The sequence below is a fragment of the Bordetella sp. BOR01 genome (assembly GCF_019218885.1).
GTDB lineage: Bacteria > Pseudomonadota > Gammaproteobacteria > Burkholderiales > Burkholderiaceae_B > Bordetella_A.
On record NZ_JAHUWT010000002.1, the window covers coordinates 262662 to 285523 of the forward strand.

The 22862-nt window shown below is 64.7% G+C and carries 26 protein-coding genes and 1 pseudogene; 16 read left to right on the plus strand and 11 right to left on the minus strand.

Annotated elements, in window-relative coordinates:
* The first annotated feature begins 67 nt into the window (after positions 1 to 67).
* Genes KW845_RS09015 through KW845_RS09025 form a run of 3 tightly spaced genes read left to right on the plus strand, consistent with a single transcriptional unit; the run spans position 68 to position 2349 of the window.
* A complete protein-coding gene (locus tag KW845_RS09015) occupies positions 68 to 1000 on the plus strand; it encodes a LysR family transcriptional regulator (protein WP_218368896.1) in 933 nt (310 codons plus the stop codon).
* Positions 997 to 1623 (plus strand): response regulator transcription factor, encoded by a 627-nt coding sequence (locus tag KW845_RS09020; RefSeq protein ID WP_218368897.1) that lies wholly within the window; start codon positions 997 to 999, stop codon positions 1621 to 1623. The genes KW845_RS09015 and KW845_RS09020 overlap by 4 nt, the downstream gene beginning before the upstream one ends.
* Positions 1624 to 1665: 42 nt before the next feature.
* The gene (locus KW845_RS09025; protein WP_218368898.1) at positions 1666 to 2349 is read left to right on the plus strand and encodes an Hpt domain-containing protein; all 684 of its coding nucleotides are present in this window, start codon (positions 1666 to 1668) and stop codon (positions 2347 to 2349) included.
* Here KW845_RS09025 and KW845_RS09030 read toward each other — a convergent pair.
* From KW845_RS09030 to KW845_RS09055, 6 genes are all read right to left on the minus strand, one after another.
* The gene (locus KW845_RS09030) at positions 2339 to 4189 is read right to left on the minus strand and encodes an ATP-binding protein (protein WP_218368899.1); all 1851 of its coding nucleotides are present in this window, start codon (positions 4187 to 4189) and stop codon (positions 2339 to 2341) included. The two genes, KW845_RS09025 and KW845_RS09030, sit on opposite strands and share 11 nt — an antisense overlap.
* 179 nt (positions 4190 to 4368) lie before the next feature.
* Positions 4369 to 5619: a kynureninase gene (kynU, locus tag KW845_RS09035; protein ID WP_218368900.1), complete on the minus strand. Its 1251-nt coding sequence runs from the start codon at positions 5617 to 5619 to the stop codon at positions 4369 to 4371.
* A 62-nt stretch (positions 5620 to 5681) separates the two neighbouring features.
* The gene (locus KW845_RS09040) at positions 5682 to 5984 is read right to left on the minus strand and encodes a DUF1634 domain-containing protein (protein WP_218368901.1); all 303 of its coding nucleotides are present in this window, start codon (positions 5982 to 5984) and stop codon (positions 5682 to 5684) included.
* Positions 5981 to 6829, minus strand: coding sequence for a sulfite exporter TauE/SafE family protein (locus KW845_RS09045; protein ID WP_218368902.1), 849 nt, complete (start codon positions 6827 to 6829; stop codon positions 5981 to 5983). The genes KW845_RS09040 and KW845_RS09045 overlap by 4 nt, the downstream gene beginning before the upstream one ends.
* A complete protein-coding gene (locus KW845_RS09050) occupies positions 6829 to 7596 on the minus strand; it encodes a GntR family transcriptional regulator (protein ID WP_218368903.1) in 768 nt (255 codons plus the stop codon). Before KW845_RS09050 ends, KW845_RS09045 begins: the two co-directional genes overlap by 1 nt.
* A gap of 50 nt (positions 7597 to 7646) precedes the next feature.
* Positions 7647 to 8246, minus strand: a complete 600-nt coding sequence (locus tag KW845_RS09055) for a hypothetical protein (protein WP_218368904.1) — start codon at positions 8244 to 8246, stop codon at positions 7647 to 7649.
* A gap of 174 nt (positions 8247 to 8420) precedes the next feature.
* Here KW845_RS09055 and KW845_RS09060 point away from each other — a divergent pair, with 174 nt between their 5' ends.
* Both KW845_RS09060 and KW845_RS09065 read left to right on the plus strand, forming a co-directional pair.
* A complete protein-coding gene (locus KW845_RS09060; protein ID WP_218368905.1) occupies positions 8421 to 9290 on the plus strand; it encodes a TauD/TfdA family dioxygenase in 870 nt (289 codons plus the stop codon).
* Between the two features lie 85 nt (positions 9291 to 9375).
* On the plus strand, positions 9376 to 10719 hold the full coding sequence (locus tag KW845_RS09065) for an Nramp family divalent metal transporter (protein WP_218368906.1): 1344 nt from the start codon (positions 9376 to 9378) through the stop codon (positions 10717 to 10719).
* On the opposite strand, the gene KW845_RS09070 is transcribed toward KW845_RS09065, so the two are convergent.
* Together KW845_RS09070 and KW845_RS09075 are read right to left on the minus strand one after the other, a co-directional pair.
* On the minus strand, positions 10686 to 11729 hold the full coding sequence (locus tag KW845_RS09070; protein WP_218368907.1) for a LacI family DNA-binding transcriptional regulator: 1044 nt from the start codon (positions 11727 to 11729) through the stop codon (positions 10686 to 10688). The two genes, KW845_RS09065 and KW845_RS09070, sit on opposite strands and share 34 nt — an antisense overlap.
* Positions 11730 to 11924: 195 nt before the next feature.
* The gene (locus KW845_RS09075) at positions 11925 to 12293 is read right to left on the minus strand and encodes an EF-hand domain-containing protein (protein WP_218368908.1); all 369 of its coding nucleotides are present in this window, start codon (positions 12291 to 12293) and stop codon (positions 11925 to 11927) included.
* Positions 12294 to 12548: 255 nt separating this feature from the next.
* Between KW845_RS09075 and KW845_RS29715 the strand changes: the two are divergent.
* Positions 12549 to 12716 (plus strand): annotated as a pseudogene (locus tag KW845_RS29715) (Hint domain-containing protein); the annotation flags it as partial.
* A 103-nt stretch (positions 12717 to 12819) separates the two neighbouring features.
* Here the strand turns inward: KW845_RS29715 and KW845_RS09085 are convergent.
* Together KW845_RS09085 and KW845_RS09090 are read right to left on the minus strand one after the other, a co-directional pair.
* Positions 12820 to 14145, minus strand: a complete 1326-nt coding sequence (locus KW845_RS09085; RefSeq protein WP_218368909.1) for an ATP-binding protein — start codon at positions 14143 to 14145, stop codon at positions 12820 to 12822.
* An 11-nt stretch (positions 14146 to 14156) separates the two neighbouring features.
* Positions 14157 to 14891, minus strand: coding sequence for a response regulator (locus tag KW845_RS09090; RefSeq protein WP_218368910.1), 735 nt, complete (start codon positions 14889 to 14891; stop codon positions 14157 to 14159).
* A gap of 218 nt (positions 14892 to 15109) precedes the next feature.
* Between KW845_RS09090 and KW845_RS09095 the strand changes: the two genes are divergently transcribed.
* From KW845_RS09095 to KW845_RS09140, 10 genes are all read left to right on the plus strand, one after another.
* Entirely contained in the window at positions 15110 to 15799 is a 690-nt protein-coding gene (locus KW845_RS09095) for a cytochrome c biogenesis CcdA family protein (RefSeq protein WP_218368911.1), read from the plus strand.
* 18 nt (positions 15800 to 15817) lie between these two features.
* On the plus strand, positions 15818 to 16336 hold the full coding sequence (locus KW845_RS09100; RefSeq protein WP_218368912.1) for a thioredoxin family protein: 519 nt from the start codon (positions 15818 to 15820) through the stop codon (positions 16334 to 16336).
* A gap of 190 nt (positions 16337 to 16526) precedes the next feature.
* On the plus strand, positions 16527 to 16967 hold the full coding sequence (locus KW845_RS09105; RefSeq protein WP_218368913.1) for a DUF4148 domain-containing protein: 441 nt from the start codon (positions 16527 to 16529) through the stop codon (positions 16965 to 16967).
* Positions 16967 to 17599 (plus strand): DoxX family membrane protein, encoded by a 633-nt coding sequence (locus KW845_RS09110; protein ID WP_218368914.1) that lies wholly within the window; start codon positions 16967 to 16969, stop codon positions 17597 to 17599. The genes KW845_RS09105 and KW845_RS09110 overlap by 1 nt, the downstream gene beginning before the upstream one ends.
* Positions 17600 to 17673: 74 nt before the next feature.
* The gene (locus KW845_RS09115) at positions 17674 to 18168 is read left to right on the plus strand and encodes an EF-hand domain-containing protein (protein ID WP_218368915.1); all 495 of its coding nucleotides are present in this window, start codon (positions 17674 to 17676) and stop codon (positions 18166 to 18168) included.
* 67 nt (positions 18169 to 18235) lie between these two features.
* Complete coding sequence (locus KW845_RS09120) at positions 18236 to 19108, plus strand: DUF692 domain-containing protein (RefSeq protein ID WP_218368916.1); 873 nt, start codon at positions 18236 to 18238, stop codon at positions 19106 to 19108.
* The gene (locus KW845_RS09125; RefSeq protein WP_218368917.1) at positions 19101 to 19916 is read left to right on the plus strand and encodes a putative DNA-binding domain-containing protein; all 816 of its coding nucleotides are present in this window, start codon (positions 19101 to 19103) and stop codon (positions 19914 to 19916) included. The genes KW845_RS09120 and KW845_RS09125 overlap by 8 nt, the downstream gene beginning before the upstream one ends.
* The gene (locus tag KW845_RS09130) at positions 19913 to 20578 is read left to right on the plus strand and encodes a ferric reductase-like transmembrane domain-containing protein (protein ID WP_218368918.1); all 666 of its coding nucleotides are present in this window, start codon (positions 19913 to 19915) and stop codon (positions 20576 to 20578) included. Before KW845_RS09125 ends, KW845_RS09130 begins: the two co-directional genes overlap by 4 nt.
* A 99-nt stretch (positions 20579 to 20677) precedes the next feature.
* On the plus strand, positions 20678 to 20974 hold the full coding sequence (locus KW845_RS09135; protein ID WP_218368919.1) for a DUF3303 domain-containing protein: 297 nt from the start codon (positions 20678 to 20680) through the stop codon (positions 20972 to 20974).
* Positions 20971 to 21963: a tripartite tricarboxylate transporter substrate binding protein gene (locus KW845_RS09140; RefSeq protein WP_218368920.1), complete on the plus strand. Its 993-nt coding sequence runs from the start codon at positions 20971 to 20973 to the stop codon at positions 21961 to 21963. Before KW845_RS09135 ends, KW845_RS09140 begins: the two co-directional genes overlap by 4 nt.
* Here KW845_RS09140 and gcvA read toward each other — a convergent pair.
* Positions 21932 to 22840 carry a transcriptional regulator GcvA gene (gene gcvA, locus KW845_RS09145; RefSeq protein WP_218368921.1) on the minus strand — a complete coding sequence of 303 codons (909 nt, stop codon included), beginning with the start codon at positions 22838 to 22840 and terminating at the stop codon, positions 21932 to 21934. The two genes, KW845_RS09140 and gcvA, sit on opposite strands and share 32 nt — an antisense overlap.
* Positions 22841 to 22862: the final 22 nt, after the last annotated feature.

Genomic DNA, 22862 nt, shown 5'->3' on the forward strand with positions numbered 1-22862 from the left:
CTTGATCTACTTATAATTGATAATGTCCTAAAAAGTTGATTCACTATCATCTATGAGTAAATAATAGATGGAACACCTTACGGCCCTCCGCGTGTTCCGCAATGTTGTCCACTTAGGCAGCTTTGCGCGCGCCGCCCGCCAATTGCAGGTGTCGCCCGCCGCGGTCAGCAAGAATGTCAGCGAACTTGAATCCCATCTAGGGGTGCGGCTACTGAACCGCACCACTCGCCGCATGAGCCTCACCGAGGCCGGCACGCTGTACTACGAACAAGTCTGCCGCATTCTCGACGACCTCGACGAAGCCGGCCGCTCGCTGGCTTGCATGCAGGTCAGGGCCAGCGGGGTGTTGCGGGTCAGCGCGCCCATGTCGCTTACGCTTACCCGCCTGTCGGCTGCCATCCCCGCCTTTCTGCAGGCCTATCCCGAACTCTCGCTCGACCTGCACCTGGAAGACCGCCGCGTCGACATCATCCAGGAAGGCTTCGACGTCGCCATCCGTGGCACCGACCACCTCGAAGACTCCACCCTGGTCGCGCGCCCCCTTACCGTGCTGCCGCACGTGTTGTGCGGCTCGCCCGCCTATTTCCAGCGGTACGGCATGCCCGACACTCCCGATTCGCTGTTGAATCACAACTGCCTGCGCTTCACGCTGTCGGGCCACGCCGACGAATGGACCTTCCACCGCAACGGCCAAACCGTGCGCGTGCCTGTGCGCGGGCGCTATCAGGTCAATTCCAGCCTGGCCGTGCGCGATGCGCTGCGTGCCGGTTTCGGCCTGAGCCTGGTGCCCCGCACCTATGTCGAAGAAGACCTCGCGCAAGGGCGGCTGCGTACCGCGCTCAACGACTGGGCCATGGTCGACACCTACATCTACGCGGTCTATCCATCGCGTCGCCACGTCGCGGCCAAGGTACGTGCCTTTGTCGACTTCGCCATCGGCGAACTGCAATCGGATGCCTATCGCGGCCCCGTACTGACGATGGATAAATCCAGTTCGTGACCACCGTACTTGTCGTCGATGATCATCCTCCGCTGCGCCTGGTGGTCAGGCAACAGCTGTCGCAGATACTGGGGGTAGGCAAAATCGTCGAGGCCGGCAATGGCCAGGACGCCGTCCAGCTTGTGCGCGAGCACATGCCCGGGCTGGTCATTCTTGATATCGAACTGCCGCGCATCAATGGCCTGGAAGTCATCCCGCGCATCAAGGCCATCCATCCCGGCGTGCGCATCCTGGCGGTTTCTGCCCAAGATCCCAGCCTGTTCGCGCCCCGCGTCAAGGCCGCCGGCGCGCAAGGCTACATAGGCAAGGTGAATGAAATACCCGAGATCGTCCGCGCCATCGAAGTGGTGCTGGCGGGCTACACCATTTTTCCCGATTTCGGCGCCGATGCGCATGCGGGCGCCGAAATCGAGGCAACCAAGAAACTCGAGCGCCTGTCTGACAAGGAAATCATGGTCATGCAAATGCTGGCGCGCGGCATGTCCAACAAAGAGATCGGCGACGCCATGTTCATCAGCAACAAAACCGTCAGCACTTACAAGACCCGCCTGATGGCCAAGCTGGGCGTGGTCTCGCTGGTGGACCTGGTCGACTTCACGCGCAGGCACCACATTTCCTTGTAGCGTGCGTCGTGCCGTACTACCGCCACGCTGATCCCCGCCTGTATGCATAGCGCCCTGGTCGTTTCTCGTTGGCCGGGCTGGGCTGCCGATAGCGGCCTGGCCGGCATGCTGTCATGGCTGAGCCTGGCCGTGCATGAGGTCGGCAGCTTGCGCGATGTGGTCCCCGGCCAGCACAACCACATCCTGGCCATCGCCAGGCTAGAACCGGGGCAAGCCGCGCCCAGCGTCGATCAGTGGCGCCAAGCCGGCCTGGCCAGCGCCGTTTGCCTGACGGCGGGGGCCGTTGCTTCAAATACGCCGCCACCCGGAACCCACCTTTCCGAGCCGATCTGCGAAACGGCCGTGGCCGCTGCCCTGGCCGGGGCGAACCTGGTGCTGCCCCTGGCCGAAGAATGCCGCGCCATAGGCCTGCGCGTCAGCAGCCTGGTCGATGGCGATACGGTGGCCACGGCCCAGTTGCTGGATACCCTGCTTGCCACCAATCAATCCGACCTGCACGGTCTTCGCCAGGCATGCGACGCCCAGCACTGGGGCACCGCGCAAAGCTACGCGCATCGCATCAAGAGCACGGCCCACATGACCGGCGCCGTATCGCTGGCCAAGCTCAGCCAGCGCATGGAAGTGCTGGCGCAACAACGTCATGCCGAGCCGCTGCGCGCGCTGGCCGCCATCTACCAACCGGCCGTGCAACGCTTGTCGGACGCATTGGCCGCTCTTATCGGCTAAGGCCGGGGGCCTGCAAGTGGGCATCCAGGGCCATGCGCAGGTCGGCCATGCCTACGGGCTTGGTCAGCACGGCATTGATGCCCGCGGCGCTTGCCCGCCGCTGGTCTTCCGCCTGGATGCCGGCCGTGTACGCCAGCACCGGAATCCGGCTATTGGCGCCAGGCTGCGCGCGTAGCCGCCCGACGAACGCGTAGCCGTCCATGCGCGGCATATTGCAGTCGCAAATGACCAGCTTGTACGCCTGCCTGCCTATCTCTTCCAGGGCCCGAACGCCGTCTTCGGCGCACACCACGACGTGGCCAAGCTTTTCCAACTGGTGGCGCAGCAGTTGGCGGTTGCCGGGCTGGTCGTCCACGACCAGGATGGGCAGGCGCGACGCGTCGGCTGCCGCGATCGGCGGCCTGCGGCTGCTGGCCGTGCCTGCCAGGCACAGGCCGGTAGAGGTGGCCACGGGTAGCGGCAAGCGTACGGCCACCAGTGTGCCCTGGCCGACTTCGCTCTTGATGCGTATCGAGCCGCCCATCGCGCCGACCAGCCGCCTGCAAATCGACAACCCCAGCCCGGTGCCGCGATGGTCGAATTCAGGATGGGTCTGCACGAAGGGATCCAGCAACGTGGGCAGGGCGTGCGCGGGAATGCCCAGGCCGGTGTCGCGGACAGAAAACTCCACCCACTGGAAGCCGCTTTCCTGCGGCATGGCGCGCAGGTCTATATCTATCCGGCCTTGCCGCGTGAAGCGCACGGCGTTGGACACCAGGTTGTTCAATATCTGTTTCAGCCGCAGCGGATCGGCGCGGTGCATTGCCGCCACTGCGGTTCGTACGCGCACATGGACCCTGATGCCATTGCCCGTCGCTATCGGGGCGAACACGCCCGCCACTTCGTGCACCAGATCGCGCAGGGCCGTGGGGCCGGGGCGCAGGTGCAGCTTGCCGGCTTCGATGCGGGCCAGGTCCAGCAGGTCGCCGATCAGTGCCAGCAGCGACTTGGCGGATTGCAGGGCGGTTGTCAGGTTCTGCCGCGCCGTGCGAGGCAGCGTCGGTTGCAGCAAGGTCAGTTCCAGCATGCCCATGACCGCATTCATGGGCGTGCGGATATCATGGCTGATGGACGCCAGGAACGTGGATTTGGCGCGGTTCGCGGCTTCGGCGCGATCGCGTGCGTCGGCCAGTTGGTTCTGGGTGTTGTGGTAGTCGGTCACGTCTTGCCATCCCGCCGCGATGCCGACGATTTCACCCGATTCGTTGCGCATCGGTGCAATCCAGTGCCGCCAGTTCAGTTGCTGCCCTCGCACGACCGCAGGGTACTCGGACGTGACGAGTTCGCCGCTGCGCATGACATGCCGGTAGTCTCGCTTCAGCATGTCGAGGAGCGCGGTGTCCACGCCCAGCAACCGCATGCAGGCCTCGACCGACGCATTGCGCAGCATCTCGTGCGGCTCGCCGCAGGCGTGCGAATACGCGGCGTTGCAGGCCACCAGCCTCAGGTTCCTGCTCCGTATGTATACCGGCATGGGGATGGCATCCAGCGACCTGGCCTGCAGCAGGGCCACCGTTTTGGCGGCCTTCAGCATTTGCTGCTGGCGGCGTGCCAGGCAGCACAGCAGCAGCACCACACACGCCAGCACGCCCACGATGGCCAGCAGGAACATGCTGGACGGCGGGCCCAGCCACCAGGGTGAAGCCGGCAGCGGCAACGGCCGCGCCGCCGCCGGGTGCAACGGGATGCCCGAGCCGATCACGGCAACCAGGCTGCGGCAATGATGGGGTGCGCGCTGGGGAAATTTCTGGGAATGGACGGGGGCTAGGGTTTCGGCGTCAAGCTTGTCTTTGCTCGGCATTACCAGAAAAGAAAAGGAAGAGGGGCTTTGCTGCGTACCGATATGGGGCGGCGGATAGCATCGACAGTCTAGGAAGGTCCTGGCGGGCCTTTGCTATGAAATCTCTGAAACTTTTGTCGAAATATCCGAATTCCCCCTGTTGGGGGCCACCACGACTGCAGCCGCAATTGCCGCGGCCGTCAGGTCACGGCGCCGCGTTGCGAGAATTCAGGCTGTTTCCACACGGCGCTTTCCAGCACGTCTTTCAGGATGTCGACGGCATCCCAGACGTCGGCATAACCCAGGTACAGTGGCGTCAGGCCGAAGCGCAGCACCTCGGGTTCCCGATAGTCGCCTATGACGCCGCGTGCGATCAGGGCCTGCATGACCGCGTAGCCGTCGGGATGGCGGATGCTGACGTGGCTGCCGCGCCAGGCATGTTCGCGCGGCGTGACCAGTGTCAGGGGGTGGCCCGCGCAGCGGCTTTCCACAAGGTCGATGAACAGGTCGCCCAGGGCCAGCGATTTCTTGCGCACTTCGTTCATATCGGCCGCCAGGCTGATATCCAGCCCGCATTCCACCAGGGCAAGCGACACGATGGGTTGCGTGCCACACAGATAGCGGCGGATGCCGCCGGCCGGTTCGTAGGCGACCGCCATGTCGAAGGGCCGCTGGTGTCCCCACCAGCCCGACAGCGGTTGCCAGAAATCGGCCGTATGGCGGGGCGCCACCCAGATGTAGGCCGGGGCGCCCGGGCCCGCGTTCAGGTACTTGTACGTGCAGCCCACCGCAAAATCGGCGTCGGCGCCGGCCAGGTCCACCGGTACCGCGCCAGCGGCGTGCGCCAGGTCCCAGATGGCCAGCGCGCCCCGTGCATGGGCCTGCGCGGTTACGGCGGCCATGTCGTACATATAGCCGGTGCGGTAGTTCACGTGCGACAGCAGCAGCACCACCACCGAGTCGTCCAGCGCCTGTTCCAGGGGCAGGTGTTCGTCGACCAGGCGCATTTCGTAGCCTTGCTGCAGCAGGTCGATCATGCCCTGGATCATGTACAGATCGGTGGGGAAGTTGTCGCGTTCGGACACGATCACCCGCCGCTGCGGCGCAGCGTGCTGCTGGATGCGCAGGGCGGCCGCCAGGGCCTTGAATATGTTCAGCGATGTGGTGTCGGTGACCACCACCTGGCCAGGGCCGGCGCCGATCAGTTGCCCCAGCTTGTCGCCCAGGCGCGCGGGCAGGTCGAACCAGCCGGCGGTGTTCCAGCTGCGGATCAGGCCGTTGCCCCATTCCTGGCCGATGACGGCGGCACTGCGCGCCGCCGCCGTGCGGGGCAGCACACCCAGCGAATTTCCGTCCATGTAGATGACACCGGGCGGCAATTCGAACTGCTGTTTCAATGGCGCCAGGGGGTCGTTGCGATCGGCGTGCAGGCAGTCTTCGCGGGTGGGCATGCGGTCTCCTTGTTGCGGTAAATACTAGCAGCATCGGCATCGCCAGGAAGCCCCGGCTGCGCTCAGGCCAGCATGCCCGCCGCGAACCCGGCACCGATGATCGCCAGCACCGCCACTGCCAGCGCACTGTATAAATAGTCGCGCTCATGCAGGAACATGCCCAGCATCAGTGCCACGCGCAGTACCGGCAGGGCAATGAACACCACGATGCCGGCCTGGACCGTGGCCAGGCTCAAGGGCGGCGCGTCCCATAGCCATTGGGCCAGCAGGCCGACGGCGATCAAGCCCGACGCGATCCAGGTGCCATGGCGCAGCAGCGCGGCAATGCGGCGCTCGCGCCATTGGGTGGGGTCCGGCCGGTTCATGCCGGGCTGGCCCATTGCACGCCGAATGCACTGCCCAGCATCTGTATCGCCAGGATCGCCAGCACCACCACGAAGAACAACCGCAGCTTGTCGGCCGGCAGGCCCATCAGCAGGCGCGCCCCCAGCAGGGCCCCGGCCACCGAACCCAGCGTCACCGGCCCGGTAATGGCCACGTCGATGTCGCCGTGCATGAAGTAGGCGCCCGCGCTGGCCGCCGCCGTTACGCCGATCATGAAATTCGAGGTGGCCGATGACACCTTGATCGGCAGGCGCAGCGCCGTATCCATGGCGGGAATCTTCAGGACGCCGCTGCCGATGCCCAGCAGGGCCGAGATCAGGCCTGCCCCGTACATCAGCGACAAGCCCATGGGTACCCGGCTGACCTGGTAGGCCACCTGGCGCCCCGACGCGTGGTCCGGGTAGCTGGCATGCAGGCGCAGCGCGGTTGCCAGCCCGTCTGCCGCGCTGTCCACCGGATCCGTGCGGCGGGCCATCATTTGCCGGGCGGACACCGCCAGCACCACGGCGAACAGCCCGTACAGATAAGCCGCCGGTACGAGCCCGATCAGGAAGACGCCTGTCAGGGCCCCCAGCGTGGTGGCTACCTCTAGTACCAGTGCCAGGCGGATGTTGGTCAGCCGGTGCTTCAAGAAGGGGGCGGCACTGCTGCAGGAACAGGCGATCACCGAGACGAGGCTGGCGGCGATGGCGATGCGCAGGTCGACCCCCGCCCACAGGGTCAGCGCGGGCACGATGAAGATGCCGCTGGCCATGCCCAGCACGCCGCCCAGCGCGCTGGCGCCGAACGCGGCCGCGAACAGGCCCAGGGAATAGGGCAGGTCCATCAGCCGCCCCGGGCAGTCTTGCGCCGGGCGGCCATGGGACGGCGCGCCAGGCGGGTCACGAAGCGGATCAGGTCGCCGCGGTAGTACAGCCGTTCGTAGTCCACCGGCCGGTCGTCCAGCGAGTACGACGTGCGTTCGATGCGGAACACGGGGCTGCCTGGCGCAATCGACAGCCCCTGGGCGACGTGGGGGTCGCAGGCCACGGCTTCCAGCTGATATTCGGCCTCGACCAGCGGCAGGCCGTATTTTTCTTCCAGCAGCGTGAAAATCGGTTCGGCTTCCAGGTCGTGCTTGACCACTTTGCGGCCAATCTCGAAGGGCAGATAGGTTTCGTCGAACGAGACCGGCAGGCCGTCGGCCAGCCGCACGCGTTCGATGCGGTAGACCCGCGTTCCCACTGGCAGGCCCAACCGGGCGGCGACGTCTTTGCCGGCCGCCACCACGCGCTTGTCCAGCAGTCGCGCCGTGGGTGTGCGGCCTAGCGCCTGCATGTCTTCCACAAAGCCGCTGAGCTCGGTCAGTTCCTGGCGAATCTTGGGTTGCAGGACATAAGTGCCTTTGCCGCGGCGGATTTCCAGCATGCCGCGGGCGACCAGGCCTTCCACCGCCTTGCGTACCGTGATGCGGCTGACGCCGAAGCGGGCGGCAAGGGCGTCCTCGGCCGGCAGGCGGTCGCCCGGCGCAAGCTCGCCGGCGGCGATTTCGGTGGCAAGCGTCTGCTCCATGCGGGCATAAAGGGGCAGGGAATCGGCGAGCTGGATTGGCATGGGCGGCATTATGACATCATGATGTCATAATGTACAGCCAGGCCTTTTCCTTAGTTCAGCACGTTGAACTGCCGAAAAATCCAGGTTGCTTGGTACACCACCCCCACTGTCACGAAAACCGCCTGGAAACGCTGGCTGGGGGTGAAGACCGCCACCAGCGAACACAGCGCGAACACGGCCTGGCGAATGGGATACTCCAGCCCCAGCGCGTGAAAATGCTCGGGCCCCTTGATCCACGTGTCGATCACATCCAGTACGAAAATCATCGCCAGGAACGAATAAAACCATCGGCGGCGCGACTGGAAGTAGTCCGCATACCCTTTGTAGTCGTCGATCTGGTCGGGAAACAGCAACACCGACAGCATCGCGAACACAATGGTGTACAGGATGAGAAACAGGTAGATCTCGAACGTCCAGTGGCGCAGGGTCGACAGGCCGAACTCGAACCACCAGAAATGCACCAGGGACAGCAGCATGAAGACGACCCAGCCGATATGGATCGGGTAGACCTGCCCGCGCCGGGGATGCTGCACGAAACGCGCCATTCCACTCACCAGGCGGGTCAGGCTCAACCCCAGCACCATGCCGAGGATGATGCGTATATGCACAAACACGTCGCGATTGACGGGTAACGCCACATCTACGTCCATGAGGCCTCGCAAGAGAGGATCGTCGTTGACAGCGATTGTAGGGGCGGGACAGGCCTTTCCGGAATCAATCGGTAGCAATCTTCCTCATTGACATGGCGCCATGGTGATTTCAATAATGATTACGTAGTCATCGAGCTGGCTGGTCGCTATCAATCAGAAAACGCAGGAGACTCCATGGCACTCTCGATCACGCAACTCCACCCCTGTTTCGTTGGCGAGGTCTCGGGCGTCGACCTGCGCCGCGCCGACGAAGACGAGCTGGCGCAACTGCGCGCCGGCATGGACCGGTACGGGGTGCTGGTCTTCCATGACCAGCCGCTCGACAACGAAGAACAACTGGAATTCTCGCAGCGCTTCGACGGCGTGCTGCATACCAAGACCTCGCTGTCGGTGCTGGAGAAAAACCGCTTCGGCAGCGATGCCCTGACGGACATTTCCAACCTCGATAACCAGGGCGAACTGCTGCACGAGAACGACAAGCGCCGCGTCAGCTCGCTAAGCAACCGCCTTTGGCATACGGATGCGTCGTTCCAGGACCCGGCCGGCCGCTATTCGATGCTGTCGTGCAAGGTGGTGCCGCCCGTGCGGGCCGATACCGAATACGCCGACATGTACAGTGCCTACGACATGCTGGATGACGAAACCAAGGCCTTGATCGAACCGCTGCGCGCCTTTCATTCCATCGTGTATTCGCGCCACGTGCTGGGCTTCGAATTCTCGGAAGAAGAACAGCACAAATTGCCCGGCGCCGTGCATCCGCTGGTGCGCACCAATCCCAATACCGGGCGCCGTTCGCTGTACCTGGCCTCGCATGCCGCGCACATCGTCGACTGGCCCGTGCCCGAAGGGCGCGCATTGCTGCGCGACCTGACCGAGCACGCCACGTGCCGCGAACGGGTCTACAGCCACGATTGGCGCCCGGGCGATTTCGTGATCTGGGACAACCGGGCCACCATGCACCGCGGGACCCGTTTCGACGACAAGAAATACCGGCGCGAACTGCGCCGCACCACGACGCTGGACCTCGAGCCTGCCACCGCCTGACACGCTGCATCGAAAGACCCGGCGCGGGACGACACCGCGCCGCCAGCGCTGCACAGAATTCATAACGACATGGGAAGAGACAAGCATGAGTGCAGATCCAACGGCAGTACGGCAGCCTTCCATCAACGCCCGTCCCGCCGGCCCGCCTTCCGAGATGGGCGCAGCGATTCCCGATTCGTTCTGGGGATACGTGAAATCGTTCGGGCCGGGTATCGTGCTGGTGCTGACCTGGCTGGGCGCGGGCGACCTGGTCGACAACGCCCTGGCGGGCGCGCACTATGGCTATGCCTTGATGTGGGGGCTGGCCCTGGCGCTGCTGGTGCGCTATTTCCTGGTCAGCATCATCGCCAACTACCAATTGATGAACGCGCGTGGGCATACGATTTTCGAAGGCTATGCGCAGGTGTGGAAGTACTATCCCGTCCTGCTGGGCGTCGGCGGGATCGTGCTGGGCCATTTCTACGAGTCGTACACGATCCGCGGTTCGGGCGAAGCGTTGTATCACCTTGCCGGTGAGCGCGGATCGGTGCTGCTGTGGAGCGTGTTCACGGTGATCTTGGCCGTGGTCATCACGGGCAAGGCGGTCTATCGCTATCTCGAGAACGTCGAGAAACTGATCCTGGTGGTGCTGGCGGCCAGCCTGGTGGGCGGCGCCATCATGGCCGAGCCCGACGTGGGCGCCATCGTGCGGGGCACCTTCGCGTTCGAAACGCCCAGCCAGGTCGGCGCATTCGGCGCCATCATCATCGTGGTGTCGCTGATCGGCGCCGTGGGGGGCTCGCTGGCCAATCTGCTGTACCCCACCTTCATGAAAGAAAAGGGCTATATCCGGCCCGAGCACCGGCGCGTGCAGCGCTACGATCTGCTGTTCGGCATTTTCGTCATTATCGTGCTGGACCTGGCGGTCTGGGTGATGGGGGCGGAAGTGCTGCATCCGCGCGGCATCACCATCGAGAACTTCAACGACCTGGCCCACTTGCTGGGGCAGGTGGCCGGCCGGGCCGGCGAGATCATCATCTACCTGGGCGTGCTGTGCGCCTGCTTCAGTTCTGTTATCGGCTACGCCCATGGGTTTCCCAAGATGGCGATGGAATGCCTGTACTGTGTCGCGCCGGCGCGCAAGGAACAATACCGCGATACGCCCACCAAGGATCCACTGTTCCGGGCCGCGTACTTCCTGGTGGCGATCCTGCCGCTGGCCTGGGCTGTCCCGGGCATGCCGGGGTTCATCTGGCTGACGGTATTCGTGAATGCCGCGCAGATCGTGTTGATGCCGCTGGTGTCGATCGGCCTGATCGTGCTGGTCAACCGCAAGGATCTCATGGGCGACCTGGCCGGCAACAAGCTCCACACCGTGGTGCTGGTGTTGCTGACGCTGTTGGCGATCTGGGGGTCTTACGTGACGTTCAGGGCAATGCTGGCTGGCTGAGCACCGGCGGTGGCCGTGGAGCCGCGCAGGATCAGTTCATTGGGCAGCTTGATGGTATGTGGGGCCAGGCCGGGCTGGGCAATGCGCTGGACGAGGCGTTCGACGGCCAGCGCGGTCATGGTTTCCAGCGGCTGGCGCACTGTGGTCAGGCCGATGGCGTCCCAACCGGCCATTGGGATGTCGTCGTAGCCCACCACCCACAGGTCGGCGGGCACCTGGCGGTCCGCGGCCCGCGCGCCGTCTTGCGCGCCGATGGCCAGGATGTCGTTGCTGCAGAACAGGGCGTCGATGGCCGGCTGACGCGCCAGCAGCTCGCGCGCGGCGCGATAGCCGTTCGCGTAGGTAAACGCATCGAATTCGAGTTCTGACGTCCAGCACTGCATTGCACCTTTGTGCCGGGCCACTTCACGCATGAAGCCGCGCTTGCGTTCGGTGATAGTGCTGGCCGGCGAATGCCCCGAGATCAGGCCGATATTGCGCCTGCCCGAACGCGCGAAGAACCTGGCCACCATCGCGCCGCCGGCATGGTTGTCGCTGACCACGGCATCGAACGATGCGGAGGACAGGCTGCGGTTCATCAGAATGACGGGCTTGGCCTGCGCGATGACTTCGTGTTCCAGCCGGGCGGCATCCACCGCCGTGGCGAAAATCACGCCGTCCACCGGGCTTTCGGCAATGGCGCGGGCCGTCTCGGCATCCAGCCCCGCGGCGGGCTCCCACACCGTGGCGCGCAAGCCGTGCCCCGCCAGTTGCTCGACCAGGTGATGCAGCAGGGCGGGGTATAGCGGGTTGTCCAGATTCGCCACCACCACCGCCACGTTGCCGCTGCGGTTGGTCTTCATGCTGCGCGCCGCCGCATTCGGCGTGTAGCGGTGCTTGCGTATGACCCGCAGCACGTGCTCGCGGGTATCGTCATCCACGTTCGGCAACTGGCGCAACACGCGCGATACCGTGCTTTGCGATACGCCTGCCAGCCGCGCGATGTCCAGGCTGGTGAGTTTTCGGGTCATGGCGGAACACCAGGATGGGACAACGTGGAAGAGCGCCTGAAGGAGGCGCTCGCTGAAACTGGAGATTAAAGCAAGACACGACAGGCCGGTGCGTCGGCCGGCCTGCGGCCTTGTCCCGGAGGCGGGCGGCGCCTTGCCGGCTTTGCCGCAGGCCTGTGCGACCGGGGCCAAGCCGACCGGCGAGCGTGTCGGGCGCTAAGGCTTGAGGGGAAGCTGGCCGTCGCCGTCGCTGTCCGAGGTGGAGAAATCGGTCATGACCTGGTTCATGAACTCGGCCTGGTCCACGCTGCCGTCCCGGCTGGTGTCCATCGCCACGATCTGTTCCTGGCTCACCACGCTCGACAGCTCGTTCTGGCTCAGGCGCTTGTCGCTATTGGCGTCGAGTTGGGCGAAGGCCTGACCCATGAAGGTCTGGTATTCCCCCTTGCTGACGGCCCCGCTCTTGTCGGTATCCAGGGGTTCCAGTTGGGAATGGTGGATCCGGGGCACCGAGCTTTGCTGCGCATGGACGGCGCCGACGCTCCCAAGAAACAGGCACATGGCGGTGGCAATGGCTTTCTTCATGGCGATATTCCCATCGATCAGATGCCGGCGGGAGCAACAACGCATCATGCCGCCCGCCAGCGTACGGAAAAGTGAATCGAGGATATCACTCGGATCCCCATAGACATGAATGACGAAGCGTTTGTCAACACATGGTAACTTTTATTGTCATTCGGCCGACCGTGTCGTGAAACTTCGGCGGGCTTTGTCCTTTCGGCGCGGCTGCGCTTTCGCTACATTCCGGCCGACCGTCGTCACAAGGCCTATCCGGTGGTGGTGCAGAAGGACGCCCTGGAAGAGAACCTGCCCCGGCGTGAACTGCGGATATCCCCCGCTCACCAGTTGCACGTCGATGGCTACCTGATCGCGGCCGAACTGCTGGTGAATGGCGTCAACATCACGCAAGACACTTCGGTCGAGGAAATCGAGTACTACCACATCGAGCTGGAACAGTACGGCATGGTGCTGGCCGAAGGGGCGGCCGCGGAAAGCTATTTCGATGCCGGCAACCGGACCATGTTCCAGAATCACGCCAGCCGTCGAACACTCAGCCCGCCATGTGTCCGGCGGGCATCCGCACCTCTACCGACAGGCCCCCCCCTTCGCGGTTGCTCAGCACCAGGTTGCCGCCCAGGGCGGACGTCAGTTGCTGGGCGATGGCCAGCCCCAGGCCGGTGCCGCCCGTATCGCGGTTGCGCGAGCTTTCCACTCGATAGAAGGGTTGCAGCACGGCATCCAGTTCCGCCCGGGGGATGCCCGGGCCGCGGTCCTGCACGAACACAGAGACGCCTTGCCCCGCGTGTGCCCGGACGCTGACCTCGGCCGCGCCCGAGAACTTCAGCGCGTTGTCGATCAGGTTGCCCAGCACGCGCCGCAGCGCATGGGGGCGGGTCAGTATCGGCTGCCCATGCCGGCCCGACAGGTTGACCTGTTGGCCGGTGTCCTGGTAGTCGCACACCAGGCTGTCCAGGAAGTCGTTCAGGTCGATGCGTACGGGTTTTTCCTCGGTGCCGTGCGCACTGCGCGCATATTCGATGCCTTCGCGCACCAGCCGCTCGACTTCGCCCAGGTCCTGGGTCAGTTTGGTTTTGTCGGTGGATTCGTCCATGAACTCGGCGCGCAGCTTCATCCGCGTAATGGGCGTCTGCAGGTCGTGCGAGATAGCGCCCAGCAACTGCATCCGTTCTTTCAGGTAGCTGGCGATGCGGTCTTGCATGGCGTTGAACGCGGTGGCGGCGTGGGCCACTTCGGCCGGGCCTTGTTCATCCAGGCGCGGGGCGGCCTGGTTGGGGTCCAGGCTATCGGCGGCCCGGGCCAGCCGGGTCAGGGGTTGCACCGCCAGCCGCACCGCCATCCAGGCGCAGGCCACCAGCAATATCAGTTGCATGCTCAGCACCACGGGTAGCCATACGGCCATGGGTGGCATGGTCAGGTGGATGTCCAGCACCACCGGGCTGCCGTCGCTGAGCGTGACGCGGGCCTGGATATGGCGGTCGTTGTTCGCCATGGCGTGGAACACCACGGGACGGGAATCGTGCAAGGCATATTCAATGTATTGGGCAGCCGTGCGCGCCGCCTCCAGGCGCAAGGGCTGGTCCGCCGTGCCCGGCCCCAGGATGTACTGCCGGTGCCCGCTGGACAAGCGGGCCAGCCAGTCGGCGCGTTCATCGGCCGGCAAGCGGTCGAGGATGTCGATGGCGATGGCCACGTCGCGCTCAAGGTCGCCCAGCATCATCGACTTGGTAGCGTCGTAGCGTTCGTAGAACAGCAGCGCGAACGACAAGGTGTGGGCCAGCACCAGTCCCACCAGGAAGATCAGGAACAGGCGGGTGACCAGCTTGCGTGGCCATATCTTCAGGCGGAATAGAGACATAGGGGCGGGTATTACGCTTCCAGCACTTCGACGGCGGCCGAGAACACGTAGCCTTCGCTGCGCACGGTCTTGATGTACATGGGTTCGCGGGCATCTTCGCGCAACCGTTGGCGCAGGCGGCTGACCAGCAGGTCGATCGAACGCCCGAACATGTCGGCGTCGCGCCCTTGCGTCAGGTTCAGCAACTGGTCGCGGTTCAGTACGCGCTGCGGATGGTCCAGGAAGACGCGCAGCAGCCTGTATTCGGCACCGCTTAGCGACACGACGGTGTCTTGCGTATCCAGCAGGTGGCGCGCGGTGGTGTCCAGCCGCCAGTCGCCGAACTTGATCTGCCGGCCCGGTTCGGTTACCTGGAAATTGGGGGGCAGCATGCGCGTGCGGCGCAGCACCGCCTTGATGCGCGCCAACAGCTCTCGCGCCACGAAAGGCTTCACCAGGTAATCGTCGGCGCCCATTTCCAGGCCGATGACGCGGTCCATGTCGTCGCTGCGCGCGGTCAGCAGTACCACCGGAATCTTGCGGTGCTTGCCGCTGCGCAATTCCCGGCAAAGCACCAGGCCGTCGTCGCCCGGCATCATGATGTCCAGCACGATCAGGTCGACCGTCATGCTTTCGAGCAGCGAGCGCATTTGCCTGCCGTCGGCGGCGAACGTGACTTCCAGCCCGTTCTTCTTCAAGAAATTGCCGGCCAGTTCCCGGATTTCCCGATCGTCGTCAACGATCATGATGTGATCGGCTTGATCCATCTGTGGCTGCCTTCATAAGGGGTCGGCGGCCGCCGGCTGGCGGCACCTTGCTACGGGGCGAATTTTAGCCAATGCAAACCGGGCCGGGAGCCCCTTGTGTGTCGTACTGTGTATGCCGCCGCAGGCGATACAAGACCTTGAAAAATTGATGTATTCGCGGCACAGAGCGGATACGTGGCGCGGGTGGAATGGCGCTTCCTGATAACGGAAGAACCGCCATGGACCTAATCAATGCCCCCATCGCGCTCCTGGCAGGCGTGTTGACGATCGCCTCGCCTTGCGTGCTGCCGCTGCTGCCCATATTGCTGGGCAGCTCCGTCGAACGTTCGACCCGCCTGCGCCCCTTGTTCGTGGTGACGGGGTTCGTGACGGCCTTTGCGGGCCTGGGCATCGCCCTGAGCCTGCTGTCGAACCTGAACGAATCGGTGCACCAGGCCGTGCGCTCGACCTCGATTGCCCTGCTGGTCCTGTTCGGCCTGGCGCGCATCTGGCCGCGGCCGTACGACTGGCTGATTGCCCGGATCGGCGGGCCGCTGCAGCGCGTGGCGCTGCTGTCGGGCAAGGCCGGCAACGGCAATGCGGGCGGTTTCCTGCTTGGCTTGTCGCTGGGTGCGGTGTGGACACCGTGCGCCGGGCCGGTGCTGGCCTCGATCCTGGTGCTGGCGGCCAAGGCCCAGAACGTCGGGCAGTCCAGCACCCTGTTGATGATTTACGCCATTGGCGCCGGCATTCCCATGCTGGCCATCGCCTACGGCGGCAAGGCCATCGCCAGCCACGTGGGCTGGGTGACCCGCCATACCCACCGCCTGCAGCAGGGTTTCGGGCTGCTGCTGGTGCTGACCGCCCTGGCCATCCATTTCCAGTACGACATCCTGGCCTATGCCTGGATCGCCAACCTGTTCCTTTGACTTGCAAGGACCTCATCAATGTTTGCCACGCTGAAATCATTCGCCGCCGTTTCCTTGTTGTTTGTTTCCGCCGCGCAGGCCGCGCCCCAGCCTGCCCCCGTTGCCGCGCCCGAGTTCACCGGTATCGAGAAATGGCTCAACAGCGAACCGCTGACCCTGCAGTCGCTGCGCGGCAAAGTCGTGCTGGTGGATTTCTGGACCTACACCTGCATCAACTGCATCCGCACGCTGCCCTACGTGACCCGTTGGCACCAGGCGTACAAAGACCAGGGGCTGGTGGTGGTGGGCGTGCATACGCCCGAGTTCGCCTTCGAGCGTTCCACGAGCAATGTGCTCAAGGCGCTGGACCGCCTGGGCATCAAGTATCCGGTCGCGCAAGACAACCGCTATGCCACCTGGGATGCCTACCGCAACCAGTATTGGCCCGCGGCCTACTTGATAGATAAGCAAGGGCGCATCGCGTACCGGCATTTCGGCGAAGGCAACTACCAGGAAACCGAGGCCGAGATCCAGCGCCTGCTGGCGCAGCCTGGCTGATTTTTTTCGCACTGTATCTGCGCCCGCCGCAGATACGTTGTGCTCTCAAACCCCCTGTTTCGCGACATGCCCCGGATACGCCAGCCCCTTGTAATGACATCCATGGACAGCACGACAGACGTGAGGTCCAGCCGGTTCAAGCCGCACTTTGTATTGCCTTCACTTCAACCTCTTTTTATCGAGACCGACCATGAAAAAGCAATTCGCCCTTATCGCCATCGCCCTGTCCACCCTGGCCGCCGGTACCGCCGCCCAGGCCGATGAAGAAACCTACGTGCCGCCGACGCATTCCACCTTGAGCCGTGCCGTCGTCCAGGCCGACCTGGCGGCATGGCGTGCGGCCGGCTTGGCCGATGAAGGGCGTGGCGAGCAGACGCCCGACTTCTACAGCACTGCGTACCGCAACAAGCTCGCGGCATATCAAGGGCAGGCGCAGCAGGCCCAGGCCTCGACGCTGTCGCGGGCCCAGGTCCAGGCCGACCTGGCGGCATGGCGCGCGGCCGGCCTGGCCGACGCCTGGCGCGGCAACCAGACCCCCGATGTCTACAGCGCCGAGTATCGCGGCAAGCTTGACGCCTATCGGCAGACGCTGGCGCAGCAGCAGGCCAACCGCAGCGTGGCAGCCAAGTAATGCCCACGCCCGCCCGACTGACGCCGGCGCCGCTCGATAGCGTGGGCCACTGGTTGGCCCCGCTGGGCTTGCGCCTGATCCTGGCTTGGGAATTCTTCGAGTCCGGCCGCGAGAAGTTGCAGGGGGCCAACTGGTTCGCCCAGTTGGACGACCGCTTTCCCTGGCCCTTTTCGGTGCTGGGCGCCAACCTGAACTGGTCGCTGGCGACCTGGTTCGAGTTGCTGGGCAGCCTGGCGCTGCTGCTGGGCCTGGGCACGCGCCTGGCCGCTTACTCGTTGTGGGTACTGAGCATCGTGGCCACTTACGCCGTGCACTGGCCGGGTGCTTGGGCCAGCCTGGGCGAGTTGTGGCAAGGCTACGCCATCACCAACAAGGGTTTCGGCAATTACAAACTGCCGCTGCTGTACCTGGTGATGCTGTTGCCACTGATGCTCAACGGTGCCGGGCGTTTCAGCCTGGACCAGCTCATCGGCCGCCACCGCCTGCAAGCCGGTATGGCAAGCGGCCCCTGGGGCTGGAGCGCGACGCTGGTACTGCTGGGGTTGCCACTGGCGTTGCTGCTGCCGTGGGTCGGCGCCGCCCTGTTTACCGCCGGCTTGGCCGTGCTGTTGGCGGCCCTGCGGCCCCGATGAACGAATGAGTTTATTCAACCGCCACATGGTGTGGCACACAACACGCACGTTGCCGTGCATCAATGGAGAAGTCTATGTCTAGCATTACCACGTCCCCCCGCAAGACCGCCCTGGGCATGATCGGTGCCGTGTTGGCCGGCAGCGTGCTGCTGAGCGGCAGCGCATTCGCCATGCAGCCACTGGCGCAAGGCTACCTGGTCGCGGCCGGCGATGCCCAGCCCGCCGAAGGAAAGTGCGGCGAAGGCAAGTGCGGTGGCGATGTAGCCACCACGGCCGGCAGCGGCAGCGCCAAGAGCACCGAGGCCGAGGGCAAGTGCGGGGAAGGCAAGTGCGGCGAGGGAAAATGCGGTGACGCTTCATTTGCCAAGACCGATGCCGACGGCGACGGCTTCGTCTCGCGCGCCGAGTTCTTGAAAGTAGCTCCGACCCGCGCCGACCAGTTCGCCAAGCTCGATACCGATGGCGACGGAAGAATCTCTGAGCTGGAAGCCCACGAATACTTGCGCGTCACTTACGCCGCCCATGGCAAACCGATGCCCAAGGGCTTGTTCAGCAAGATTCCCGATTGATCTTTTCCCCGCCAAGGCTGACCGCAGCGCCGGCTGCCTTGGCAAGCTCTTCCGCAAAGGTATCCCGATGCTGCAACCCGCAGTGCATCCATCCGAACCCCAGGTGCGCGCCCAGGCCGGGCTGGGCCTGCGCCGTGCGCTGCTCCAGCCCCTGCAGGCCGCGCCGGCGGGCGATTTCGATTTCCTGGAACTGGCCCCCGAGAATTGGTTGGACGTCGGCGGCGCGCATGGCAGGGCGCTGCGCCGCCTGGCCGAACGCTATCCCATCTACTGCCACGGCCTGTCGCTGTCGCTGGGGGGAACCGCGCCGCTGGACGAAGCCCTGTTGCGCGATATCCGGGTGTTCCTGGATCACCATCATGTGCCGGTATATAGCGAACACCTGAGCTATTGCACCGACGACGCGCACCTGTACGACCTGCTGCCCCTGCCGTTCACCGAAGAAGCCGTGCATCACGTCGCTGCGCGCATCCGGCGGGCGCAAGACATCCTGGAACGACGGCTGGCCGTGGAAAACGTGTCCTACTATGCCGCGCCGCGCCAGGATATGGACGAGGCCGCGTTCGTCAATGCGGTGCTGCAAGAGGCCGATTGCGACCTGCTGCTGGACGTGAACAACGTCTACGTGAATGCGGTGAACCATCGCTTCGACCCGCACGAATTCCTGGACCGCTTGATGCCCGGCCGCGTGGCGGGCTATCACGTCGCGGGCCATTACGATCAGGCCGAAGACCTGAAGATCGATACCCACGGCGCCGCCGTCAAACCGGCCGTGTGGTCGCTGCTGCGGCATGCCCATGCGCGCTTCGGCGTGCAGCCCACTGTGCTGGAGCGCGATTTCAATTTCCCGCCCTATGCCGAGCTGGTTGCCGAACTGGGCCTGATACGCGAACTGCAGCAGCAGGCGCTGGCCGATACGCAAGAGGCCAGTCGTGCCTAGCCTGCCGTCTTTGCACGACCAACAGCGGGCGCTGACCCGGCACCTGCGCGACCCGTTGCGGCATCCGCCACCGGCCTGCATGAAAGCCGCGCGGGTCCGCGTCTATCGCGAACTGATCCCCGCCAACCTGACATCGATGCTGGGCGGCACCTTTCCCGTACTGGTGTCGCTGCTGGGCCCGCAACACTGGAGCCTGCTGGTGCAGCGATTCCTGCGCGACCATCGTTCGCACACCCCGCGTTTCGGCGAGATCGCCGGCGAGTTCCTGGCGTTCCTGGCAGGGCTGGATGCCCAGGCCATTCCGGCAGCCTGCTGGCGCCCGTTCATGGTCGAGCTGGCGCATTACGAGTGGGTGGAAATGGTGCTGATGCAGCGCGATGCCGAACCCTTCGAACCCGCTGGCCAGGCCGTGCCGTTGGACCATTGCCTGCGCCTGTCGCCACTGGCCTGGCCCTTGGCCTATGCCTGGCCGGTGCATCGCATCGGCCCGCAATACCAGCCCGGCCAGCCTTCCCAGGCGCCCACGCTGTTGCTGGTGCGCCGCGATCCGGACGACATCGTGCGGTTTTCCGAACTCAGTCCACTGGCATGGCATCTGTTGCAGCGCATTGCCCAGTACCCCGGCACCACCGGCCGTGCGCTATTGCAGGAAATGGGCTACGAAGCGGCCGCGCCCGACCTGGACGCGTTCATCGCGGCAGGCGCGCAACTGCTGCACAGCCTGGTAGCCGAACGCGTGCTCGCGCTGGCACATCCTGCCGAACCTGCCCTGCGTGGTCCCGCAATCTTCCCTGGAGCCAACCCATGAATACCGAGACTTCTTTTCCCTGTTCGCGCGGCTGGCAGCTGTTCGGCCTGATCGCCCTGGCGGTGCTGGCCTTCACGCTGGGCGCCATGCAGCTTTATCCCGACCAGGCCGACAGCGTCCGAAGCGCCATACGCGTTACCGCGCGCACGTCATTCGTACTTTTCCTTACGGCATTCGTGGCCTCTGCGCTGGCGGTGCTGATCCCGTCGGGATTCACGCGCGGCCTGGTGCGCCAGCGCCGCTATATCGGGCTGGGTTTCGCGTTCTCGCACCTGGTGCACGCCATCGTCATATACACCTATGGGCAGTTGAACCTCGAATTCTGGCCAGGCCGTAGCTGGATCGCCAATACACCGGGAACGATAGGGTATGTATTCATCATATTGATGGCCCTGACCTCGTTCCAGGGGCCGGCCCGCCTGATCGGCCCCGCGGCATGGAAACGCCTGCACACCACCGGCATGTGGGTGATTGCCGCGGTGTTCTGCTATTCGTATTTCATGCGCATCCCGATGGATGCCGTCTATGCGATTCCCTACGGGATCTTGTTCGCCGCGGTGGTGGTGCGCCTGCTGGGCAAGCAGGCGCAGGCCGTCAAGCGCCGCCAGGCGGCGCGGGATGCCAGCCGGGTCCAGCCCGCCGCCGCCAGCGGAGCACCGTAGCGGCAGGATTATTTTTTCTAATGAATACGTGAGATATCGTCGCTGTATCAAACCGCAGGGTGCTCCTACCATTTCGAAAAACCAAGGCAGGAGACACCCATGCTATTTCTCGTTATCAGCACCCCCCGGCCCGAACGCCCCACCACGCTCATCGATTCGCGCAGCCGCTACTGGGACTGGATGCGTCCGCTGCTGCAAACGGGCCAGGCCAAGTCGGTGTACGCCCGGGCCGGGCGCGGGGCAGTGGCCCTGTTCGATGTCGATTCGAATCTGACGCTGCACCGGTATATGAACGAATGGTCCGACATCATCCCGGCCCACTTCGACGTGTATCCCTTGCTGGATGAAGATTCGGCCAAGGCATTCCTTGCCACCCAGGCAGAGGAACAGGCATGAGAGCCGGCTGCCGCGCCTGGCTGCTGCTGGCAGGCCAGGTGGCGCTGGCCGTCTCGGTTGCCACCTGTACGCTGGCCGCGCGGGCTGATGACGTCTTTCCTGGCAAGCCCGTGCGCATGATCGTGGCGTTTCCCGCCGGGGGTGGCACCGACATCGTGGCGCGGCTGATCGCAGAACGGCTGACCGCCCTGTGGGGCCAGCAGGTCATCGTCGACAATCGCGGCGGCGCCGGCGGGGTCATCGGCACCGAGATCGCCGCGCGCTCGCCGGCCGACGGCTACACCATCTTCATGGCCACGCTGGGCAATCTGTCGATCAACCCGCACCTGTACAAGATGGACGTGGATCCCGTCACCGACCTGGCGCCCATTTCCAACGTGGTCGATGTGAACTTCGTGCTGATTGCCAACCCCAAGCTGCCGGTGCACAACGTAAAGGACTTGATCGCCCTGGCCAAGCGAGAACCCGGGCAGATCAACTATTCATCGTCAGGCGTGGGTGGCGCTCCGCATCTGGCGGGCGAGCTGTTCAACGATATGGCTGGCGTGCAACTGACGCATATCCCGTACAAGGGCAGCGGTCCCAGTTTCACCGACTTGCTCGGCGGACAGGTATCGCTGACCTTCGACAGCCTGGTGCAGGCCTTGCCCCATATCCAGGATGGCAAGCTGCGCGCCTTGGCCGTGCTGGCCGACCATCGTTCGCCGCTGCTGCCCAAGGTGCCCACCCTGGCCGAAGCGGGGGTGCCGGGCTACAACTTTGCCAACTGGTTCGGCCTGGTCGCGCCAGCGGGTACGCCCGCCGAACGCATCGCCAAACTGAACGCGGCGGTGCGCAAGGTATTGCAGGAACCCGCCGTGCGCGAGCGCCTGGCCGACATGGGTGCGGTGCCGGCCGGTACCACGCCCGAAGCCTTCGGCCAGTTGATTCGCGACGAGCGGGCCAAGTGGGGCAAGATCATCCAGGATCGAGGGATACGGGCACAGTAGCGCGGGCCAGCAGCCATTTGCGAAAGCACACGACCTTGCCGTCGTCGGCGCGTGCCTCGGGGCACACCAGATGGTAGCCGCGCCGGCGCCGCAACACCAATGGATGGGGTGCCACCAGCCGGCCCTGGGCCAGGTCTTTTTCCAGGTAGCGCAACTGGCCCAGCGCCACGCCCAAGCCTTCCGCCGCACATTGATAGATCACGCTGAGGTCTTCGTAATACATGTCTCCTACCGCCAATCCTCGCGAGCCGCCCGCCAGCCTGATCCAGTCGGGCCAATGCTGCGGCCGCCGGTTCGAATGCAGCAGGGGCAGTTCCAGCAGCACCTCGGTGGTACAGGGGCGTGGCAGGCGAGCCGCCAGTTCGGGCGCCATCACCGGCGTCAGCTCGTCGCTGAACAACAGGTCGTTGCGCAACCCATCCCAGGGGCCGTCGCCATACACGATGCCCACATCGGCGTTATCGCGCTTGAAGTCGACGCCTTCCACGCTGGCGGCCAGCCGCACGTTGATGTCGGGATGGTCGGACTGGAATGCCGGCAGCAGCGGAATCAGCCAGCGCAAGAACAAGGTGGTGTGGCCGCGCACCGTCAGCACCTGTTTGGCGCCCGTCGATACCAGGTCTTGCGTAGCGCGCACGATCTGCGCGAAGGCCCCGCTGAGCGCCGCGGCATACAGTTCGCCGCCGCGGGTCAGCTGCAGTTGGCGCGCGCGCCGCTCGAACAGGGTGAAACCCAGCCACGCTTCCAGCGCCTTGATCTGGTGGCTGACCGCGCCCTGTGTGATGTGCAGTTCCTGCGCGGCGCGGGTAAAGCTCAGGTGGCGGGCTGAGCTCTCGAATACGCGCAGCGGGTTCAACGGCGGCAGTTGTGGATTCATGCAAACAGGCCAAACAGGCAGG